This is a genomic window from Photobacterium leiognathi, from assembly GCF_030685535.1.
Taxonomy (GTDB): Bacteria; Pseudomonadota; Gammaproteobacteria; order Enterobacterales; family Vibrionaceae; genus Photobacterium; species Photobacterium leiognathi.
In genome coordinates, this window is sequence record NZ_CP131601.1 from 3,196,872 (window position 1) to 3,214,696 (window position 17,825).

Genomic DNA, 17,825 nt, shown 5'->3' on the forward strand with positions numbered 1-17,825 from the left:
GAATCAATGATTGCAATATTGGAGAGTTCTCACCTTTCTAACTAGCGATTATCATGACCGCTTTCTATCATTACCTGAAAATATAAACGAGATCCCAATGAGCCAATATTTATTACTAGGATTCATCGCGCTTGGTGGTGCATTCGGTGCCTGCTCACGATACCTAATTTCTGAGCTATGCGTAATGCTATTTGGCCGTGGCTTCCCATACGGTACTTTAACCGTAAACGTGCTGGGCTCCTTAATCATGGGGTTATTGATGTCAGCACTGAATCAAGGAATGATTGAAGCTGCGCCATGGCGACCTATCATCGGCTTGGGCTTCCTAGGTGCATTAACTACGTTCTCAACATTCTCAATGGATAACGTAGTACTTATGCAGCAAGGCGAGTTTTTTAAAGCTGGTTTAAACATTTTGCTTAACGTTATTGTCAGTATCGCCGCGTGTTATGTTGGCTACCAAATCATGATGAAAAGCTAACTAACAGACATAAAAAAACCGCCAATTAGGCTAACACCTATCACTTAAGGTGTTTGGAACGAACTGGATAACGAGTTTTATTGATACGAACGGCTCTCTGCTTGGGCCGTTTTTTTCTTTCAGGTAATATGTAACGCTTTACTTGTTTTCTCATTGCTCTCAGTTTTTGAGGAATTGAACCTGGCGAAGCGATGGCACACCACATTAATTCATCTTGAATATCTCTTAACGCCATCATAAAACTTATCCGTAATGGTGAAACATTCGCTTCTGCCGCTATTCTACTTATTTCTAAGCGAACAAGATTATAAGCTATCAATATTCCCCATATTTCTTGCTCAATACCTTCTACTGATTGACTACGCAATAATATTTCATCTTCAAGCATGTCATGTTTTATTTCACCATAACTGTTTTCTATCTCCCAACGTTCGAAATAAACATCAAGCAAAGCTTGATAGCTATAATGCTCACCAACTAAGGAAGTAAGAAGCCCTTGGATATGATATTTTTGAGTTTTTTCTGGATAAAGCACTAATCGAGCTTGCCATTTTTCAGGAAGGCTTGGGTCTTTAGCTCTTGCATATTTGGATACATCCATTTCTACAATCAAATCTCGTCCTGCTTCATCAAGCTGCTTAATGACGGTATATCGCGTATTTGATTTAATTGGAGTCATCCAATGACTCGAATCATGCTGACGTTGCCAATTAATCATCAACTCGGCGCCAAGATAACATCGGTCAAAAATAGTTAAAGAATCTGGCGTTATTGAGGATATAAGCTGTTTAGCATAGTTCTCTTCACCAATATTGCTGGGACCAAATGCTACGTTGTGTATTAATCGACTACGAAGGGAGCATAAAGCACATAACCTGACGATAGGGTATTCTGTATGCTGTATCTTACCGTGTTTGACATACTGAAAGTGACTCGCTAATTCTGGAGTATCATGACTTCTAAATTGAGTTCCATCGACAGAGAAAAGGCGTAAGCCTTTCCATGTGTCTCCGCTATCTTCGGCTTTCGTCCAATATTTGGCAGTGAGTGAGAAAAGTGCTTTTAGAGGCTGTGCTGTCAATCGTTTTCGCGCCTGAGGGATAGCACTTGGTGCAATAGAATCACCTTGTGATCGCGATAATTGCAAATCAAGTTTATTCAAGACATCGGTTATCGATCTATTACGATATAGGCCAATTCCAACGATTAACCAAACAACCAATTCCGCAGGTAATTTTCGTCTGCGTATACTGGCCTTATTGGTTTCATCTAATGCTTGTTGAATCCACTCAAGAGGTAAGTCTCTTTGAAATAATGAGAGTGATTCTGGTGCTGCAAACGCATCTACATCAATGAGCCAATGTGACAACATAAAAAATACCCCCAGTTTTGCAAAACTGAGGGTATTTTTAACTATCTGAAAGATCGTGCAACCAATCAATTTCTTAAGTGATAGGTGTTAGCCAATTAGGCGGTTTTTTTATGTCTTACATCTAAGGTATTCAGACTTAAATAGCAATTAACCCGATAGCACGGCATGCCATTATTTATATCAAACTCAAAGAACTGCTTAATAATACTTATAGATAATTCGGAGAACCTAAATCGATAAATGTAAAAAAGCCCCGCTATTTCTAGCGAGGCTTCTTAATAAGTGGCGGAGCGGACGGGACTCGAACCCGCGACCCCCGGCGTGACAGGCCGATATTCTAACCAACTGAACTACCGCTCCACACGGAGATAAAACTTTCGTTTTATCCGATACCTGTCGTTCAGAACAAGTATCTTAAATTTAAAGCCTGGCGATGTCCTACTCTCACATGGGGAGGCCCCACACTACCATCGGCGCTATTACGTTTCACTACTGAGTTCGGCATGGGATCAGGTGGGTCCATAACGCTATGGTCGCCAAGCAAATTCGTTACAATCTTGAAAAGCTGATTCTCAAACACACGTTCAAGTGTTCTTGGAGTCCGTATAAAACCCCTTGGGTGTTGTATGGTTAAGCCTCACGGGCAATTAGTATCGGTTAGCTCAATGCCTCGCAGCACTTACACACCCGACCTATCAACGTTGTAGTCTTCAACAACCCTTTAGAGACCTTAAAGGTCTAGGGATGACTCATCTTGAGGCTCGCTTCCCGCTTAGATGCTTTCAGCGGTTATCGATTCCGAACTTAGCTACCGGGCAATGCGTCTGGCGACACAACCCGAACACCAGCGGTTCGTCCACTCCGGTCCTCTCGTACTAGGAGCAGCCCCTCTCAATCATCCAACGCCCACGGCAGATAGGGACCGAACTGTCTCACGACGTTCTAAACCCAGCTCGCGTACCACTTTAAATGGCGAACAGCCATACCCTTGGGACCGACTTCAGCCCCAGGATGTGATGAGCCGACATCGAGGTGCCAAACACCGCCGTCGATATGAACTCTTGGGCGGTATCAGCCTGTTATCCCCGGAGTACCTTTTATCCGTTGAGCGATGGCCCTTCCATTCAGAACCACCGGATCACTATGACCTGCTTTTCGCACCTGCTCGAATTGTCATTCTCGCAGTCAAGCGGGCTTATGCCATTGCACTAACCTCACGATGTCCGACCGTGATTAGCCCACCTTCGTGCTCCTCCGTTACTCTTTGGGAGGAGACCGCCCCAGTCAAACTACCCACCAGGCACTGTCCGTAACCCCGATAAGGGGCCCACGTTAGAACATCAAGCATACAAGGGTGGTATTTCAAGGACGACTCCATAACCGCTAGCGCGATTATTTCACAGTCTCCCACCTATCCTACACATGTAGGGTCAATGTTCAGTGCCAAGCTATAGTAAAGGTTCACGGGGTCTTTCCGTCTAGCCGCGGGGACGCAGCATCTTCACTGCGATTTCAATTTCACTGAGTCTCGGGTGGAGACAGCGTGGTAATCATTACGCCATTCGTGCAGGTCGGAACTTACCCGACAAGGAATTTCGCTACCTTAGGACCGTTATAGTTACGGCCGCCGTTTACCGGGGCTTCGATCAAGAGCTTCGACCGAAGTCTAACCCCATCAATTAACCTTCCGGCACCGGGCAGGCGTCACACCGTATACGTCATCTTTCGATTTTGCACAGTGCTGTGTTTTTAATAAACAGTTGCAGCCACCTGGTATCTGCGACTCCCGGCAGCTTAGAGAGCAAGTCTCATCACCGCTAGGAGCGTACCTTCTCCCGAAGTTACGGTACCATTTTGCCTAGTTCCTTCACCCGAGTTCTCTCAAGCGCCTTGGTATTCTCTACCTGATCACCTGTGTCGGTTTGGGGTACGATTCCTTATAATCTGAAGCTTAGAAGCTTTTCCCGGAAGCATGGCATCAATGACTTCATCACCGTAGTGACTCGACATCGTATCTCAGCCTTAAGATGGTCCGGATTTGCCTAAACCATCAGCCTACATACTTGGACCTGGACAACCGTCGCCAGGCTCACCTAGCCTTCTCCGTCCCTCCATCGCAATTATAAGAAGTACGGGAATATTAACCCGTTTCCCATCGACTACGCCTTTCGGCCTCGCCTTAGGGGTCGACTTACCCTGCCCCGATTAACGTTGGACAGGAACCCTTGATCTTCCGGCGAGGGAGTTTTTCACTCCCTTTATCGTTACTCATGTCAGCATTCGCACTTCTGATACCTCCAGCATGCCTTACAGCACACCTTCAACGGCTTACAGAACGCTCCCCTACCCAATGAAGTAAAACTTCATTGCCGCAGCTTCGGTGTATAGCTTAGCCCCGTTAAATCTTCCGCGCAGGCCGACTCGACCAGTGAGCTATTACGCTTTCTTTAAATGATGGCTGCTTCTAAGCCAACATCCTGGCTGTCTGAGCCTTCCCACATCGTTTCCCACTTAGCTATAACTTTGGGACCTTAGCTGGCGGTCTGGGTTGTTTCCCTCTTCACGACGGACGTTAGCACCCGCCGTGTGTCTCCCGGATAGTACTTACTGGTATTCGGAGTTTGCAAAGGGTTGGTAAGTCGGGATGACCCCCTAGCCTTAACAGTGCTCTACCCCCAGTAGTATTCGTCCGAGGCGCTACCTAAATAGCTTTCGGGGAGAACCAGCTATCTCCGAGTTTGATTGGCCTTTCACCCCTAGCCACAAGTCATCCGCTAATTTTTCAACATTAGTCGGTTCGGTCCTCCAGTAAGTGTTACCTCACCTTCAACCTGCCCATGGCTAGATCACTCGGTTTCGGGTCTAATCCTAGCAACTCTGACGCCCAGTTAAGACTCGGTTTCCCTACGGCTCCCCTAAACGGTTAACCTTGCTACTAAAATTAAGTCGCTGACCCATTATACAAAGGTACGCAGTCACATAACAAGTATGCTCCTACTGCTTGTACGTACACGGTTTCAGGTTCTATTTCACTCCCCTCACAGGGGTTCTTTTCGCCTTTCCCTCACGGTACTGGTTCACTATCGGTCAGTCAGGAGTATTTAGCCTTGGAGGATGGTCCCCCCATATTCAGACAAGATAACACGTGTCCCGTCCTACTCGTTTTCACTGATAATGCGTTGTCGGTTACGGGGCTATCACCCTGTATCGCAGAACTTTCCAGAACTTTCACCTAACGCAAAACTAGCTTAAGGGCTAATCCGGTTTCGCTCGCCGCTACTACCGGAATCTCGGTTGATTTCTCTTCCTCGGGGTACTTAGATGTTTCAGTTCCCCCGGTTCGCCTCGTGCTGCTATGTATTCACAACACGATACGTGCTTATGCACGTGGGTTTCCCCATTCGGAAATCCCAGAGTCACAGGTTTTTACTACCTTCTCTGGGCTTATCGCAAGTTAATACGTCCTTCATCGCCTCTGACTGCCAAGGCATCCACCGTGTACGCTTAGTCACTTAACCATACAACCCCAAGAGGTTTCGTATGTTCAAACAACCAAGGTTTATGTCTCTGATAAGGAGACGTTGGTTTTTCGCCGGACTCGATACAAGACACTTGAATGTGTATTGTTTTGAGAACTCGTTTTCATCTTTCGATGAAAACTATAAATCAATCTATCGATTGAATTTACTAGTCAGCTTTCCAGATTGTTAAAGAGCATTAACGCAAAAGCGTTAATCAATAACAAATGTTATTCATTAGCACTTTCGCTATTTTTCTAAAACCATTTCACCAAGCAATCTGTGTGGACACTGCATTTAAACAGTTAAGTCTTTAGGTAAGGAGGTGATCCAGCCCCAGGTTCCCCTAGGGCTACCTTGTTACGACTTCACCCCAGTCATGAACCACACCGTGGTAAACGCCCTCCGAAGGTTAAGCTATCTACTTCTGGTGCAGCCCACTCCCATGGTGTGACGGGCGGTGTGTACAAGGCCCGGGAACGTATTCACCGTGACATTCTGATTCACGATTACTAGCGATTCCGACTTCATGGAGTCGAGTTGCAGACTCAATCCGGACTACGACGTACTTTCTGGGATTCGCTCACTCTCGCGAGTTGGCAGCCCTCTGTATACGCCATTGTAGCACGTGTGTAGCCCTACTCGTAAGGGCCATGATGACTTGACGTCGTCCCCACCTTCCTCCGGTTTATCACCAGCAGTCTCCCTGGAGTTCCCACCCGAAGTGCTGGCAAACAAGGATAAGGGTTGCGCTCGTTGCGGGACTTAACCCAACATTTCACAACACGAGCTGACGACAGCCATGCAGCACCTGTCTCAGAGCTCCCGAAGGCACCAAAGCATCTCTGCTAAGTTCTCTGGATGTCAAGAGTAGGTAAGGTTCTTCGCGTTGCATCGAATTAAACCACATGCTCCACCGCTTGTGCGGGCCCCCGTCAATTCATTTGAGTTTTAATCTTGCGACCGTACTCCCCAGGCGGTCTACTTAACGCGTTAGCTCCGAAAGCCACGGCTCAAGGCCACAACCTCCAAGTAGACATCGTTTACGGCGTGGACTACCAGGGTATCTAATCCTGTTTGCTCCCCACGCTTTCGCATCTGAGCGTCAGTCTTTGTCCAGGGGCCGCCTTCGCCACCTGTATTCCTTCAGATCTCTACGCATTTCACCGCTACACCTGAAATTCTACCCCCCTCTACAAGACTCTAGTCTGCCAGTTCAAAATGCTGTTCCGAGGTTGAGCCCCGGGCTTTCACATCTTGCTTAACAGACCGCCTGCATGCGCTTTACGCCCAGTAATTCCGATTAACGCTCGCACCCTCCGTATTACCGCGGCTGCTGGCACGGAGTTAGCCGGTGCTTCTTCTGTAGGTAACGTCAAACAATGCCGCTATTAACGACACTGCCTTCCTCCCTACTGAAAGTACTTTACAACCCGAAGGCCTTCTTCATACACGCGGCATGGCTGCATCAGGGTTTCCCCATTGTGCAATATTCCCCACTGCTGCCTCCCGTAGGAGTCTGGACCGTGTCTCAGTTCCAGTGTGGCTGATCATCCTCTCAGACCAGCTAGGGATCGTTGCCTTGGTGAGCCATTACCTCACCAACAAGCTAATCCCACCTGGGCTAATCCTGACGCGAGAGGCCCGAAGGTCCCCTCTTTGCTCCGAAGAGATTATGCGGTATTAGCTATCGTTTCCAATAGTTATCCCCCACATCAGGGCATATTCCCAGGCATTACTCACCCGTCCGCCGCTCGCCGCCCTTAACGTTCCCCGAAGGTTCAGTTAAGTCGCTGCCGCTCGACTTGCATGTGTTAGGCCTGCCGCCAGCGTTCAATCTGAGCCATGATCAAACTCTTCAATTAAAGTTTTGTTGGTCTTTCGACAAGCTCAATGAATACTGTTAATTCATCATAAAATGATGAATGAATTGACTGTGCTGATACCGAAGTATCAAATTGGTCACTAGTATCATTGATAAATCTTTTTGACTAATCATTCAACGAGTGCCCACACAGATTGCATGGTCAAATTGTTAAAGAACAATACTGATTTCGTTGCTAGCCAGTGGCTCACTCCGTGTCAGTGAGGTCGCATTATAGAGAGTTCGATCACATTAGCAAGGGCTAAATTGAAATATTTCTGACATATTTAATCACTCGAGCAAATAACGATCAAAGCACCTCGCTTTGACTATAATTCACCCACCATATTCGCTAATCTAGTTCAATAAATACGCATTATTATAGGTATAGTTATGCCAAGCCCTTTACGCTCTTATAAAACGATTTATCCAACAGTAGGTAATAATGTCTTTATTGACCCTTCTAGCGTGATTATTGGTGACGTTCGCTTAGCTGATGATGCCAGTATTTGGCCTTTAGTCGCTGCGCGTGGTGATGTTAATTACATTACTATTGGTAAACGCACTAATATCCAAGATGGTAGCGTGCTACACGTTAGCCGTGTCAGTGATGATCACCCCAATGGCTTTCCGCTTATTATTGGTGATGATGTGACAGTTGGACATAAAGCGATGCTACATGGCTGCCAAGTAGGTCATCGAGTATTAGTGGGTATGGGAGCGATTATTTTAGATGGTGCAGTCATAGAAGATGATGTGATCGTTGGTGCTGGCAGTTTAGTCCCCCCCAATAAACGCCTAGCCGCTGGTTTTCTTTATGTCGGCAGCCCTGCCAAACAAGCTCGCCCTTTAACGGATAAAGAGAAAACCTTTTTGTCGCAATCAGCAGATAACTATGTGCGACTCAAAAATGAGTACCTTTGCGAAGAACTGCCATTGTAAATAAAAAGAAGCCTTATCTAACGATAAGGCTTCTCGATAATTATTTGAGTGACTTAGCCAATAACGACATCACCGTTATCATCAAAACATTCATCTTCAATCATTTCTTCAGCTAACTCTTCAAGATCGAAACGGTAAGCTGAGAACTGCGCTAAAATGTCCGCTTCATCTTGTAACGATTTATCACTGCGTACTTGTAACCATTCAAGGCTTACCCAGCAGGTAATTAATGCAAAGGCTTGCTGGGCGGGAAAGTTAACCGCTTGGCGAACAGCATCCCATGCTTGAATATCTGAAAATAGAATATCTTGGTTCATTACTTTTACTCTTGTAAGGTTCGGCGTAATTCGCGCTGTACTTGTTTTGCGCCAGGGCGAAGTCCACGCCATAACATAAAGCTTTCTGCCGCTTGTCCAACGAGCATACCTAGCCCATCTAGTGTTTTAATTGCGCCATGCTCTTTCGCCCAACGATTAAAAGAAGTGATCGCTGAGCCATACACCATGTCATAGCAAGTAGTATTCGCACCAATCACTGTTGATGGTATTGCAGGTACATCCCCGGAAAGACTGGCTGAGGTTGAATTGATGATCACATCAAAGGTTTGATCTTCAAGTTCAGCTTGCTCTAATGCCGCTACATTGCCGTCAGATGAAAATAACTCTGCTAATTGTTGCGCTTTACTCAAGGTACGGTTAGCGATCACAAGTTGCTTAGGCTGCTGTGCTAATAGTGGCAATATCACACCACGGGCTGCGCCACCTGCACCTAATAATAAGATGCGTTGCTCTTTTAATTCGACATGCTGATTGATGAGATCTTGCACCAAACCTTCACCATCGGTGTTATCACCTAACACGCCACCATCATCTAGTTTCTTAAGCGTGTTAACAGCACCAGCTAAACGAGCACGTTCTGTCAGGGTGGTCGCATATTGATAAGCTTGCTCTTTAAATGGCACCGTGATGTTACAACCTTTACCACCATCATTAAAAAATGCATCTGCCGCTTGTACGAAACCATCAAGCGCTACTAGTTGGCTGGTGTATGTCATCTGCTGGCTCGTTTGACGGGCAAACAAGGTATGAATGAACGGAGATTTACTTTGTCCGATCGGGTTACCAAATACGACGTACTTATCCATATACGAATTCTCTCTTTATATAAGCAGGCTCTATCACTCCGTGATCTGAGCTAAATGATTGTTCACCACTCACGCGGCTGTAAGAAATCTTGATACAAACGGGCTTCTGCTGAGTTTGGCTCTGGCTCATAACAGTATTCCCAGCGTGCTAATGGCGGCATCGACATTAAAATCGATTCTGTTCGTCCACCACTTTGTAGGCCAAATAAGGTGCCACGATCGTAAACCAAATTAAACTCAACATAACGTCCACGACGATATAACTGAAACTCTCGCTCACGTTCGCCATAAGGCAAGTGATAACGCTGTTTTACAATTGGCATGTAAGCATCAATGTAGCCATTGCCTACCGCTTGCATGTAAGCAAAGCTCTTTTCAAATCCCCACTGATTGAGATCATCAAAGAACAAACCACCCACACCACGCGTTTCATTTCGATGCGGTAGGAAGAAGTATTGATCACACCACGCTTTGTGCTCTGAATACACATTATCACCAAACGGGGCACAAAGTTGTTTCGCAGTATCATGCCAATGTTGGCAATCTTCTTCGAATGGGTAAAAAGGGGTGAGATCAAATCCACCCCCAAACCACCACACAGGTGCTTCGCCGTCTTTTTCTGCGATGAAGAAACGGACATTGGCATGAGAGGTAGGTACATAAGGATTGCGAGGGTGGATAACCAAGGATACGCCCATAGCTTCAAAGCGGCGGCCTGCAAGTTCAGGTCGATGCGCGGTAGCAGAAGCTGGCATTTCAGCACCGTAAACATGAGAGAAGTTCACACCTGCTTGCTCGAAGATCTCACCGCTACGTAATACACGGCTACGACCGCCACCACCTTCTTCACGTTGCCATTGGTCTTGCTCAAATGATACTGTGGTTTCTTGCTGTTCTAATGCTTGGCAAATGCGATCTTGTAAATCCAACAAGAAGGATTTCACCGCATGTTTGTCGACTTGGTTATCCATACTATTTACCCCTGACGGAAGATATTGCCATTGCGTGCATCACGGATCTCAGAAGGATTGGTACGTCCTCCCGTTTCTCCTTGAAGGATCGCTGCTAGACAATGACCCAGTTGTTGCTCGACTTCTTGTGCAGTTCGACCCGGCTCTTGTCCTGTTAGGTTAGCGCTAGTTGAGGTAATTGGCTTACCAAATTCTAAACATAGGCGTTGTACTAATGGATGATCGCTCACACGTACCGCAATAGTCGTAAACTGACCCGTTAAAAAAGCAGGTACATTCGCTTTAGTTGGCATAACCCATGTTACAGGACCAGGCCACGTTGCCATCACTGTCGCTTTTTGCTCTACCGTTAATTGGCTTTCATCAATGTATGGCAATAACTGCTCATAATTAGCTGCGATCAAAATTAGCCCTTTTTCAACTGGGCGCTGTTTAATTTCTAATAGTTTTTCGACCGCTTGTTGATTATCAGGATCACAGCCAACACCAAACACCGCTTCGGTTGGGTAACCAATCACTTCACCTTGTTTTAAGGCCGCGACAACTTGAGCAAAATTCTCCACAGTATCCTCGTTTCTTCTTGGGCTAACATTGTTGTTTTACTTTCTCAAAATCATTCTACCTACTCCTTAGTCACAACTCCATGCTAGGTTATAAGACAGTCAATATTCATGACGCAAACGTTTTCCTTTGCGATAAATCACCGTATAATGCCGACATCAACACGATGTTAAGTTATGACCTGAAGGAGAATGAGATGAAAGTTGGAATTATCATGGGTTCAAAATCTGACTGGTAAACCATGCAACATGCCGCTGAGATGCTTGATCGTTTCAATGTTCCTTATGAGACAAAGGTCGTTTCAGCTCACCGCACCCCACATTTACTGGCTGAATACGCAGAAAGTGCACAAGAGCGTGGTATTAAAGTGATCATCGCAGGTGCTGGCGGCGCGGCTCACTTACCTGGTATGACAGCTGCTTTTACTAGCGTACCTGTATTAGGTGTACCAGTACAATCTCGCGCCCTAAAAGGTATGGACTCACTGCTTTCGATTGTTCAAATGCCAAAGGGGATTGCAGTAGGTACATTGGCGATTGGTGATGCAGGTGCTGCCAATGCTGGCCTATTAGCCGCACAAATTATCGGTACGCAAGATGAGCAAGTACTTGCTGCCATTGATGCTTTTCGTAAAGAGCAAACAGAAACCGTACTGAGTAATCCAAATCCAGCTGAGGACGCATAATGAATAACGTGCTCGTCCTTGGAGCAGGTCAACTAGCCCGTATGATGGCACTGGCTGGCGCACCGCTTAACATCAATGTGATTGCCTATGATGTGGGTAGCGATAAGGTGGTTCACCCACTAACCCTACAGGTTATGGCGGACTCTTTAGCTCAAGCCATTAATGAAGTTGATGCCATCACCGCTGAATTTGAACACATTCCTCACGATATTTTAGATAGTTGCGCCGCTAGAGGAAAATTCTTCCCAACGCCTGATGCAATTAAAGCAGGTGGCGATCGCCGACTTGAAAAAGCGTTACTGGATAACGCAGGCGTGCGAAATGCTAACTACCATGTGATCCGTGAGCGTGCTGATCTGTTAACAGCGATTGAAAAGATCGGCTTACCGCTGGTGCTAAAAAGTGCCTTAGGTGGTTATGACGGTAAAGGGCAGTGGCGCTTAAAAGAAAGCACACAAATTGATGCGATCTGGCCTGAAATGGCGCAATGTATTGCCGATTCTGCTAATCAAGCGATTGTGGCAGAGCAATTCATTCCTTTTCAACGTGAAGTCTCATTGATTGGTGCCCGCAATCGTAGCGGTGATATTCAAGTATTTAACTTAACAGAGAATATTCACACTGATGGCGTATTAAGCCTATCTACCGCAATTGTGGGTGACTCACCGCTGCAAGCACAAGCCGATGACATGTTCCGTGCCGTAGCAAATAGCCTTGATTATGTTGGCGTGTTAGCTATCGAGTTTTTTGATCTTAATGGTGAGTTATTGGTAAACGAAATTGCACCACGGGTTCATAACTCAGGCCACTGGACACAACAAGGAGCTGAAACCTGCCAATTTGAAAACCATTTACGTGCGGTATGTGACTTTCCACTTGGCAACACGCAATTAACTCGACCAAGTGCGATGATCAATATCTTAGGGTTAGACAGCGTGCCAGATGCAGTTTATGCCCAAGAAGGTTGCCATGTTCATTGGTACGGCAAAGAAAAACGAGCAGGCCGTAAAATGGGGCACATTAACGTGTGTGCTGATACCCCAGAGCAACTGCAGTACCGTTTGATCATGTTATCGAGCTTACTCGATGAGAACGATTTCCCAGCGCTACCTCGCTAAATACACCTATATAAAAACCGACAAAAAAGCCTGCAATCTATGCAGGCTTTGTTTTTTATTCTGTTTTATCTAAGCTTTCAAGCTCTTGGTAAGCATGGCATTTTCTATCAGCACATTGCAGCTTCACACCGCTAGCTAATTTCTTTTCAATTAACAAACCAAAGCCACATTGCTGGCAAGTCCCAACAACAGGTTTGTTATTCACCGCAAAACGACAACTTGGATACTGATCACAGGCATAGAATACTTTGCCATAACGGGATTTTCGCTCCGTTAAATGGCCTTTGTGACATTCAGGACATTCAACATCCGTATTCTCCGCTTTCTTTTCCGTTGATGCCAAATAATGACAAGCAGGGTATGCCGAACAACCAATAAACATCCCATAACGACCTTGACGTAAAACCAACGGGCTTTCACATTCAGGGCAAGGCATATCTAACTCTTTCACCACATGACCATCATTGTGATTTAATGGCTGAATGTAATCACACGTTGGGTAGTGATCACAGCCAAGAAACGGACCACGCTTACCAAAGCGCATCACAAGCTCACTACCACACTGTGGACAAGGCGAGTGTGCTAACGCTTGTTCATGGGCTGAAAATAAAGGCGTGTTATTGGTTTTCATTGGGTGTGCTCAACAAGAAAAAAATCGCAGATACAATAACGGGCCACTCAATGGCCCGCTGCGTTTAATGAATAGTGCCTTCTTCATCCGCACCATATAGCAGCTCTTCCATTTGGCTATACGCCGTTTCATTGCCCGGCGCATTAAAGAGTACCATTAAGATGATCCATTTCAGATCATCTAACGAAAACTCATTGGTATCGAGCTCCATAATACGATCGATCACCATTTCACGTGTATCAGAACTCAATACATGGATTTGCTCAAGATACATCAAGAAGCCACGGCAAGTCACATCCATGCGGATCATCTCTTGCTCGGTATAAACACGCATCGATGTTGCTGCACAGTTATTCACATAAGGGGTATGCTCAGTTTCTTGCAGCGCTGCCAGTTGTTCTAACCAACTAAGAGCTTTATAAATATCATCTTGATGGAACCCTGCACGAATTAACTCTTCGGAAAGTTCATCTTGATCAAACATCAACTCAGCATCACTTTGGATGTAAGTCTCAAACAGGTACATAAGAATGTCCATCATGACTCGCTCCTCCTCGTTCTGATATAACCACCTGGCACTGCACTGACCAAACCAAGTAACTCCAACTCTAACAGCTGGGTTAATATTTCGTGGACAGGCTGTTCACAGCGTTCAGCAACTACATCTACGGGTGTTGCTTCGGTGCCTACGTTAGCCAACAGCGCTGGAAATGGCAATTCTTCATTTTCAGGTTGTGGCAAAGGCAAGCCTATTTGATTATTTATTGCGCACTCAGTAAGGGTTCCTACTTCATTAAAAATATCGAGGGGACTTTCTACCAGTGTAGCACCGGATTTTATCAAGGCATTACAGCCCTTACTTTGCGTGTTATAGATAGAGCCAGGGATGGCAAACACTTCACGCCCTTGCTCTAGCGCGTAACGTGCAGTGATGAGTGAACCACTTTTTTCAGCTGCCTCTACGACTAATACGCCGGTCGATAAGCCACTGATCACTCTATTTCGTCGAGGAAAATTTTGTGGTCTTGGTTTTTCATCAGGCCAGAATTCTGATACCAACGCCCCTTGCTCGACAATATCATTGGCTAACTTTCGATGCCGGGCTGGATATACCTGATCTAAACCAGAGCCCAGCACGGCAATGGTGGCACCACCAGATTTCAATGCCCCTAAATGGGCTTGGCCATCTATTCCTAAAGCTAAACCGCTGGTCACCACGTATTCTGCTTGTCCTAACGCATAACCAAAATTAAAGGCCGCTTCTCTGCCATCAATGGATGCCGAACGACTTCCTATAATCGCAATTTGCGGCTTAGATAAATAGGAAGCATCTCCTCGAATAAACAACAAGGGAGGCGGTGACGAGATTTGTTTGAGTAAATAAGGATAGTGAGGGGAATCGAATGTCAGTATTTGCTGAAATGGTCGTTCATGCCAAGCCAAAACTTGATCAATTCGACGCTGATCTGGTGACACTATAGCAGTGGCTTGTTGTTCACTTAGCCCTAACTGGCGTAATTGTTCAAACGGCAGTGCTACACAGTCAGCAGCAGAAATTTTACTTAATAATTTATTAATACGATGACCCCCTAATGTTGGAGTCATCGCTAGCACTAACCAAGGGTAGAGTGCGTTAGTCATCAATACTTATCGCGTTGGTGGAACCGCGATAACCCCCGGTTTAAACGGCTCTAAACTTTGCATCACCACCGCTAAACTAAAACGCTCATAAGGACGCAATACCATTAGTTTACCAACAGACACTTCACCTAACTGAGTTGAGCCAGCAAACGGATTATCTTTGTAATGGTAACTGCCTTTTTTGCCTTGCACTTTGGCGCCAGGTTTAAACAGATCAAATACGTAGCCCGACTCCACACCATCTAAATGACCACGATCTAGCACTACAACATCAAAACTAGAGATATAACTGCGCCCTTCTAGTTGACCAATCACGTTGGCTGTCATAGATTCTGGCGGCGTTGAGGGTGAGAACGATAAATTAGGCTCACCACTCACAAGTAGAGGTAACAATATGTCGTTTTGACTGATTTCTTGACGGTAAGTATCTACACGCAATTGGCTCGTTGTTTCATCTGCTGCTGTTACAGTTAAATCCGCAATTTCTTTTAGCGTCATCACTTTCGCTTCAACCGCAGGTTGCGTTTCCGTTGCTGCATCGTCACGCTCAAAAGTTTCTTCAATACGGTAAACACGCCATTGGGTAGTTGGTGCTAACGGTTGATCAGCCCATACAATATCACCGACAGAAAGATAACCACGCTCATCACTAGCGCCTAACACCTGAGGCTGAGATTTAGCAGATTCTTGGCTGATCAATTTATTTTCAGCCACGTACTCCAGCATTAAGTATCCCGGTAGTGTCGTAATAGGATCACGGATAACTCGCGCTTTTGGCGAGAGTTTTACATGCTTTTTCAAACTCAGTTTTGGCTGTCCATTAACCCAGATAAGGTGGAGGCGATCACCAGGGTAAATAAGGTGAGGGTTTTTAATGTAGCTATTCTTTTCCCATAATTGTGGCCATGACCATGGATTTTCGAGAAATACTCCAGAAATATCCCATAACGTATCACCTTTCTTGACGATGTAGACTTCTGGTATATCTTTTTTAAGTAATGGGGATGGCGCAGCAAACAGAGAGGGGATAAAAAGCATAAAGCTAAGAATAATGCCCAATTGCTTCATGAGATCGCTTCCTTGGATAACACAACCGAATCGTAAGGCTCCGCCTTACAACAAATAAAATACGTTTATCGTCTCAGACTGGCATTAGCTTGTTGATATGTCGACTGTTTAACGATGAGCAAAAAGCGCTTTTCGGTTCACGTCACTATTTATAGAAAACTGTTGCAGCTCAATAACGTCAAGTTTGCTAACGGCTAACACTAATCCCTTTCATCATAAAATAGTGCCATGCTGCTTTTCATTTCCTTATTCCTAGCCCACAGCAAAAAATTCGGTACTGTTATTTGATCTGTAAAATGACTAGAATTAGACCAACAGCGATTTATTTTTAGTTACCGTTAACGAATTCGAGTCCTTATGTCTGTATTACAAGTTTTAACCTTTCCGGACGAGCGCCTACGTACTGTCGCAAAGCCTGTTGAGGCAATAACACCTGAAATCCAAACAATTATCGATGATATGTTGGAAACCATGTACGACGAAGAAGGCATTGGTCTTGCGGCAACTCAAGTCGATATTCACCAACGTATTGTGGTGATTGATACTTCTGAAACGCGCGATCAACCTATGGTACTGATCAACCCAGAAATCACTGAAAAACGTGGTGAAGATGGGATTGAAGAAGGATGTCTTTCTGTTCCTGGCGCACGTGCATTAGTCCCACGCGCAGCAGAAGTGAGCGTAACCGCCTTGGATCGTAACGGTGATACCATCAGCTTTGATGCAGACGAGCTACTGGCTATTTGTATTCAACATGAATTAGATCACCTAGCTGGTAAGTTATTTGTGGACTACTTGTCACCGCTAAAGCGTCAGCGTATCAAACAAAAACTAGAAAAAATTAAACGCCATAACGAAAAAAACTAATTATTTAGAGGTTACCTTGAGCAAACCATTACGCATCGTTTTTGCCGGTACTCCTGACTTCGCCGCCCGTCACTTGGCGGCGTTGTTGTCTTCACAGCACGACGTTGTTGCTGTTTACACTCAACCGGATCGCCCAGCAGGCCGTGGTAAAAAGCTAACGGCAAGCCCTGTAAAAGCCATTGCACTTGAAAATGATATTCCGGTTTACCAGCCTGTTTCACTTCGCAATGAAGAAGCACAACAAGAGCTAGCAGCAATTGATGCAGACATCATGGTAGTTGTAGCTTATGGTCTATTATTGCCACAAGAAGTGTTAGATACACCGCGTTTAGGTTGTATTAACGTACACGGTTCTATTCTGCCTCGCTGGCGTGGTGCGGCACCTATCCAACGCTCTATTTGGGCTGGTGACACCGAAACAGGTGTGACCATCATGCAGATGGACATCGGCCTTGATACTGGCGACATGCTAAAAGTGGCAACTTTGCCAATTGAAGCGACAGATACCAGTGCAACCATGTATGAAAAGCTGGCTGATCTTGGCCCAGATGCACTCATTGATTGTTTATCTGATATTGCTGATGGCACAGCCGTGGCAGTTAAACAAGACGATGAGCAAGCAAACTACGCCAAAAAGCTAAGTAAAGAAGAAGCGTTGATTGACTGGACAATGAATGCAGCTGCGATTGAGCGTTGCGTGCGTGCATTTAACCCATGGTAAATGAGTTACTTCACCGTGACAGAGCAAAACGTCAAAGTATGGCAAACAGCGGTAGAAGCCGATAACCAAGGTAAAGCGCCAGGTACAATTTTATCTGCGGATAAACAAGGTATCTTGGTGGCGACAGGTAATGGCGCACTTCGCCTTATTTCGCTTCAACCTCCAGGCAAAAAAGCCATGTCAGCGGCGGATTTACTAAACTCGCGTCGAGAATGGTTCGAACCTGGCACTCAGCTATAAA

14 protein-coding genes, 1 tRNA gene, 3 rRNA genes and 1 pseudogene are annotated in these 17,825 nt (G+C 45.5%); 6 read left to right on the plus strand and 13 right to left on the minus strand.

The window, feature by feature from the left end; all coding sequences use genetic code 11:
• Positions 1 to 97: 97 nt before the first annotated feature.
• Positions 98 to 481, plus strand: coding sequence for a fluoride efflux transporter CrcB (gene crcB / locus Q7674_RS21495; RefSeq protein WP_008986017.1), 384 nt, complete (start codon positions 98 to 100; stop codon positions 479 to 481).
• Positions 482 to 521: 40 nt separating this feature from the next.
• Here the strand turns inward: crcB and Q7674_RS21500 are convergent, their stop codons facing one another.
• From Q7674_RS21500 to Q7674_RS21520, 5 genes are all read right to left on the minus strand, one after another.
• Positions 522 to 1,853, minus strand: coding sequence for an IS4 family transposase (locus Q7674_RS21500; protein WP_045066500.1), 1,332 nt, complete (start codon positions 1,851 to 1,853; stop codon positions 522 to 524).
• Positions 1,854 to 2,136: 283 nt separating this feature from the next.
• A tRNA-Asp gene (locus Q7674_RS21505) sits at positions 2,137 to 2,213 on the minus strand.
• A 65-nt stretch (positions 2,214 to 2,278) separates the two neighbouring features.
• A 5S ribosomal RNA gene (gene rrf / locus Q7674_RS21510) occupies positions 2,279 to 2,394 on the minus strand.
• Positions 2,395 to 2,479: 85 nt separating this feature from the next.
• A 23S ribosomal RNA gene (locus Q7674_RS21515) occupies positions 2,480 to 5,371 on the minus strand.
• A 318-nt stretch (positions 5,372 to 5,689) separates the two neighbouring features.
• Positions 5,690 to 7,236 (minus strand): 16S ribosomal RNA (locus Q7674_RS21520).
• The 16S, 23S and 5S rRNA genes sit together here with 1 tRNA gene alongside, the layout of an rRNA operon.
• A 392-nt stretch (positions 7,237 to 7,628) precedes the next feature.
• Between Q7674_RS21520 and Q7674_RS21525 the strand changes: the two genes are divergently transcribed.
• On the plus strand, positions 7,629 to 8,177 hold the full coding sequence (locus tag Q7674_RS21525) for a gamma carbonic anhydrase family protein (protein ID WP_023934037.1): 549 nt from the start codon (positions 7,629 to 7,631) through the stop codon (positions 8,175 to 8,177).
• 53 nt (positions 8,178 to 8,230) lie between these two features.
• On the opposite strand, the gene Q7674_RS21530 is transcribed toward Q7674_RS21525, so the two are convergent.
• The 4 genes from Q7674_RS21530 to tsaC all read right to left on the minus strand — a co-directional run bounded on the left by Q7674_RS21530 (position 8,231) and on the right by tsaC (position 10,855).
• On the minus strand, positions 8,231 to 8,494 hold the full coding sequence (locus Q7674_RS21530; protein WP_305423328.1) for a DUF1488 family protein: 264 nt from the start codon (positions 8,492 to 8,494) through the stop codon (positions 8,231 to 8,233).
• Positions 8,495 to 8,499: 5 nt separating this feature from the next.
• Positions 8,500 to 9,321, minus strand: coding sequence for a shikimate dehydrogenase (gene aroE, locus Q7674_RS21535; protein WP_045064171.1), 822 nt, complete (start codon positions 9,319 to 9,321; stop codon positions 8,500 to 8,502).
• Between the two features lie 62 nt (positions 9,322 to 9,383).
• Complete coding sequence (hemF, locus tag Q7674_RS21540) at positions 9,384 to 10,292, minus strand: oxygen-dependent coproporphyrinogen oxidase (RefSeq protein ID WP_045064172.1); 909 nt, start codon at positions 10,290 to 10,292, stop codon at positions 9,384 to 9,386.
• 5 nt (positions 10,293 to 10,297) lie between these two features.
• Complete coding sequence (gene tsaC, locus Q7674_RS21545) at positions 10,298 to 10,855, minus strand: L-threonylcarbamoyladenylate synthase type 1 TsaC (RefSeq protein ID WP_045064174.1); 558 nt, start codon at positions 10,853 to 10,855, stop codon at positions 10,298 to 10,300.
• Between the two features lie 239 nt (positions 10,856 to 11,094).
• Between tsaC and purE the strand changes: the two genes are divergently transcribed.
• Positions 11,095 to 11,538, plus strand: a complete 444-nt coding sequence (purE, locus tag Q7674_RS21550; RefSeq protein ID WP_305423331.1) for a 5-(carboxyamino)imidazole ribonucleotide mutase — start codon at positions 11,095 to 11,097, stop codon at positions 11,536 to 11,538.
• Positions 11,538 to 12,656: a 5-(carboxyamino)imidazole ribonucleotide synthase gene (locus Q7674_RS21555; protein WP_023934030.1), complete on the plus strand. Its 1,119-nt coding sequence runs from the start codon at positions 11,538 to 11,540 to the stop codon at positions 12,654 to 12,656. Before purE ends, Q7674_RS21555 begins: the two co-directional genes overlap by 1 nt.
• A 55-nt stretch (positions 12,657 to 12,711) precedes the next feature.
• Here Q7674_RS21555 and Q7674_RS21560 read toward each other — a convergent pair whose 3' ends face one another.
• From Q7674_RS21560 to Q7674_RS21575, 4 genes are all read right to left on the minus strand, one after another.
• Positions 12,712 to 13,287, minus strand: coding sequence for a DNA topoisomerase family protein (locus tag Q7674_RS21560; protein ID WP_023934028.1), 576 nt, complete (start codon positions 13,285 to 13,287; stop codon positions 12,712 to 12,714).
• Between the two features lie 64 nt (positions 13,288 to 13,351).
• Positions 13,352 to 13,828, minus strand: a complete 477-nt coding sequence (locus Q7674_RS21565) for a DUF494 family protein (RefSeq protein WP_043129116.1) — start codon at positions 13,826 to 13,828, stop codon at positions 13,352 to 13,354.
• Entirely contained in the window at positions 13,825 to 14,928 is a 1,104-nt protein-coding gene (gene dprA / locus Q7674_RS21570; RefSeq protein ID WP_023934024.1) for a DNA-processing protein DprA, read from the minus strand. Before dprA ends, Q7674_RS21565 begins: the two co-directional genes overlap by 4 nt.
• Positions 14,929 to 14,934: 6 nt before the next feature.
• Entirely contained in the window at positions 14,935 to 15,996 is a 1,062-nt protein-coding gene (locus tag Q7674_RS21575) for a LysM peptidoglycan-binding domain-containing protein (RefSeq protein WP_008988356.1), read from the minus strand.
• A 357-nt stretch (positions 15,997 to 16,353) separates the two neighbouring features.
• Here Q7674_RS21575 and def point away from each other — a divergent pair, with 357 nt between their 5' ends.
• Positions 16,354 to 16,863 (plus strand): peptide deformylase, encoded by a 510-nt coding sequence (gene def / locus Q7674_RS21580; protein ID WP_023934022.1) that lies wholly within the window; start codon positions 16,354 to 16,356, stop codon positions 16,861 to 16,863.
• Positions 16,864 to 16,879: 16 nt separating this feature from the next.
• Positions 16,880 to 17,824 (plus strand): annotated as a pseudogene (fmt, locus tag Q7674_RS21585) (methionyl-tRNA formyltransferase).
• The last annotated feature ends 1 nt before the right edge of the window (position 17,825 follow it).

Coding starts and splice junctions, on each gene's coding strand:
- Q7674_RS21530 (WP_305423328.1), bottom strand. CDS start 8,494: ATGAACCAAGATATTCTATTTTCAGATATTCAAGCATGGGATGCTGTT.
- Q7674_RS21565 (WP_043129116.1), bottom strand. CDS start 13,828: ATGATGGACATTCTTATGTACCTGTTTGAGACTTACATCCAAAGTGAT.
- Q7674_RS21560 (WP_023934028.1), bottom strand. CDS start 13,287: ATGAAAACCAATAACACGCCTTTATTTTCAGCCCATGAACAAGCGTTA.
- Q7674_RS21525 (WP_023934037.1), top strand. CDS start 7,629: ATGCCAAGCCCTTTACGCTCTTATAAAACGATTTATCCAACAGTAGGT.
- Q7674_RS21555 (WP_023934030.1), top strand. CDS start 11,538: ATGAATAACGTGCTCGTCCTTGGAGCAGGTCAACTAGCCCGTATGATG.
- def (WP_023934022.1), top strand. CDS start 16,354: ATGTCTGTATTACAAGTTTTAACCTTTCCGGACGAGCGCCTACGTACT.
- hemF (WP_045064172.1), bottom strand. CDS start 10,292: ATGGATAACCAAGTCGACAAACATGCGGTGAAATCCTTCTTGTTGGAT.
- dprA (WP_023934024.1), bottom strand. CDS start 14,928: ATGACTAACGCACTCTACCCTTGGTTAGTGCTAGCGATGACTCCAACA.
- purE (WP_305423331.1), top strand. CDS start 11,095: ATGCAACATGCCGCTGAGATGCTTGATCGTTTCAATGTTCCTTATGAG.
- Q7674_RS21500 (WP_045066500.1), bottom strand. CDS start 1,853: ATGTTGTCACATTGGCTCATTGATGTAGATGCGTTTGCAGCACCAGAA.
- aroE (WP_045064171.1), bottom strand. CDS start 9,321: ATGGATAAGTACGTCGTATTTGGTAACCCGATCGGACAAAGTAAATCT.
- crcB (WP_008986017.1), top strand. CDS start 98: ATGAGCCAATATTTATTACTAGGATTCATCGCGCTTGGTGGTGCATTC.
- Q7674_RS21575 (WP_008988356.1), bottom strand. CDS start 15,996: ATGAAGCAATTGGGCATTATTCTTAGCTTTATGCTTTTTATCCCCTCT.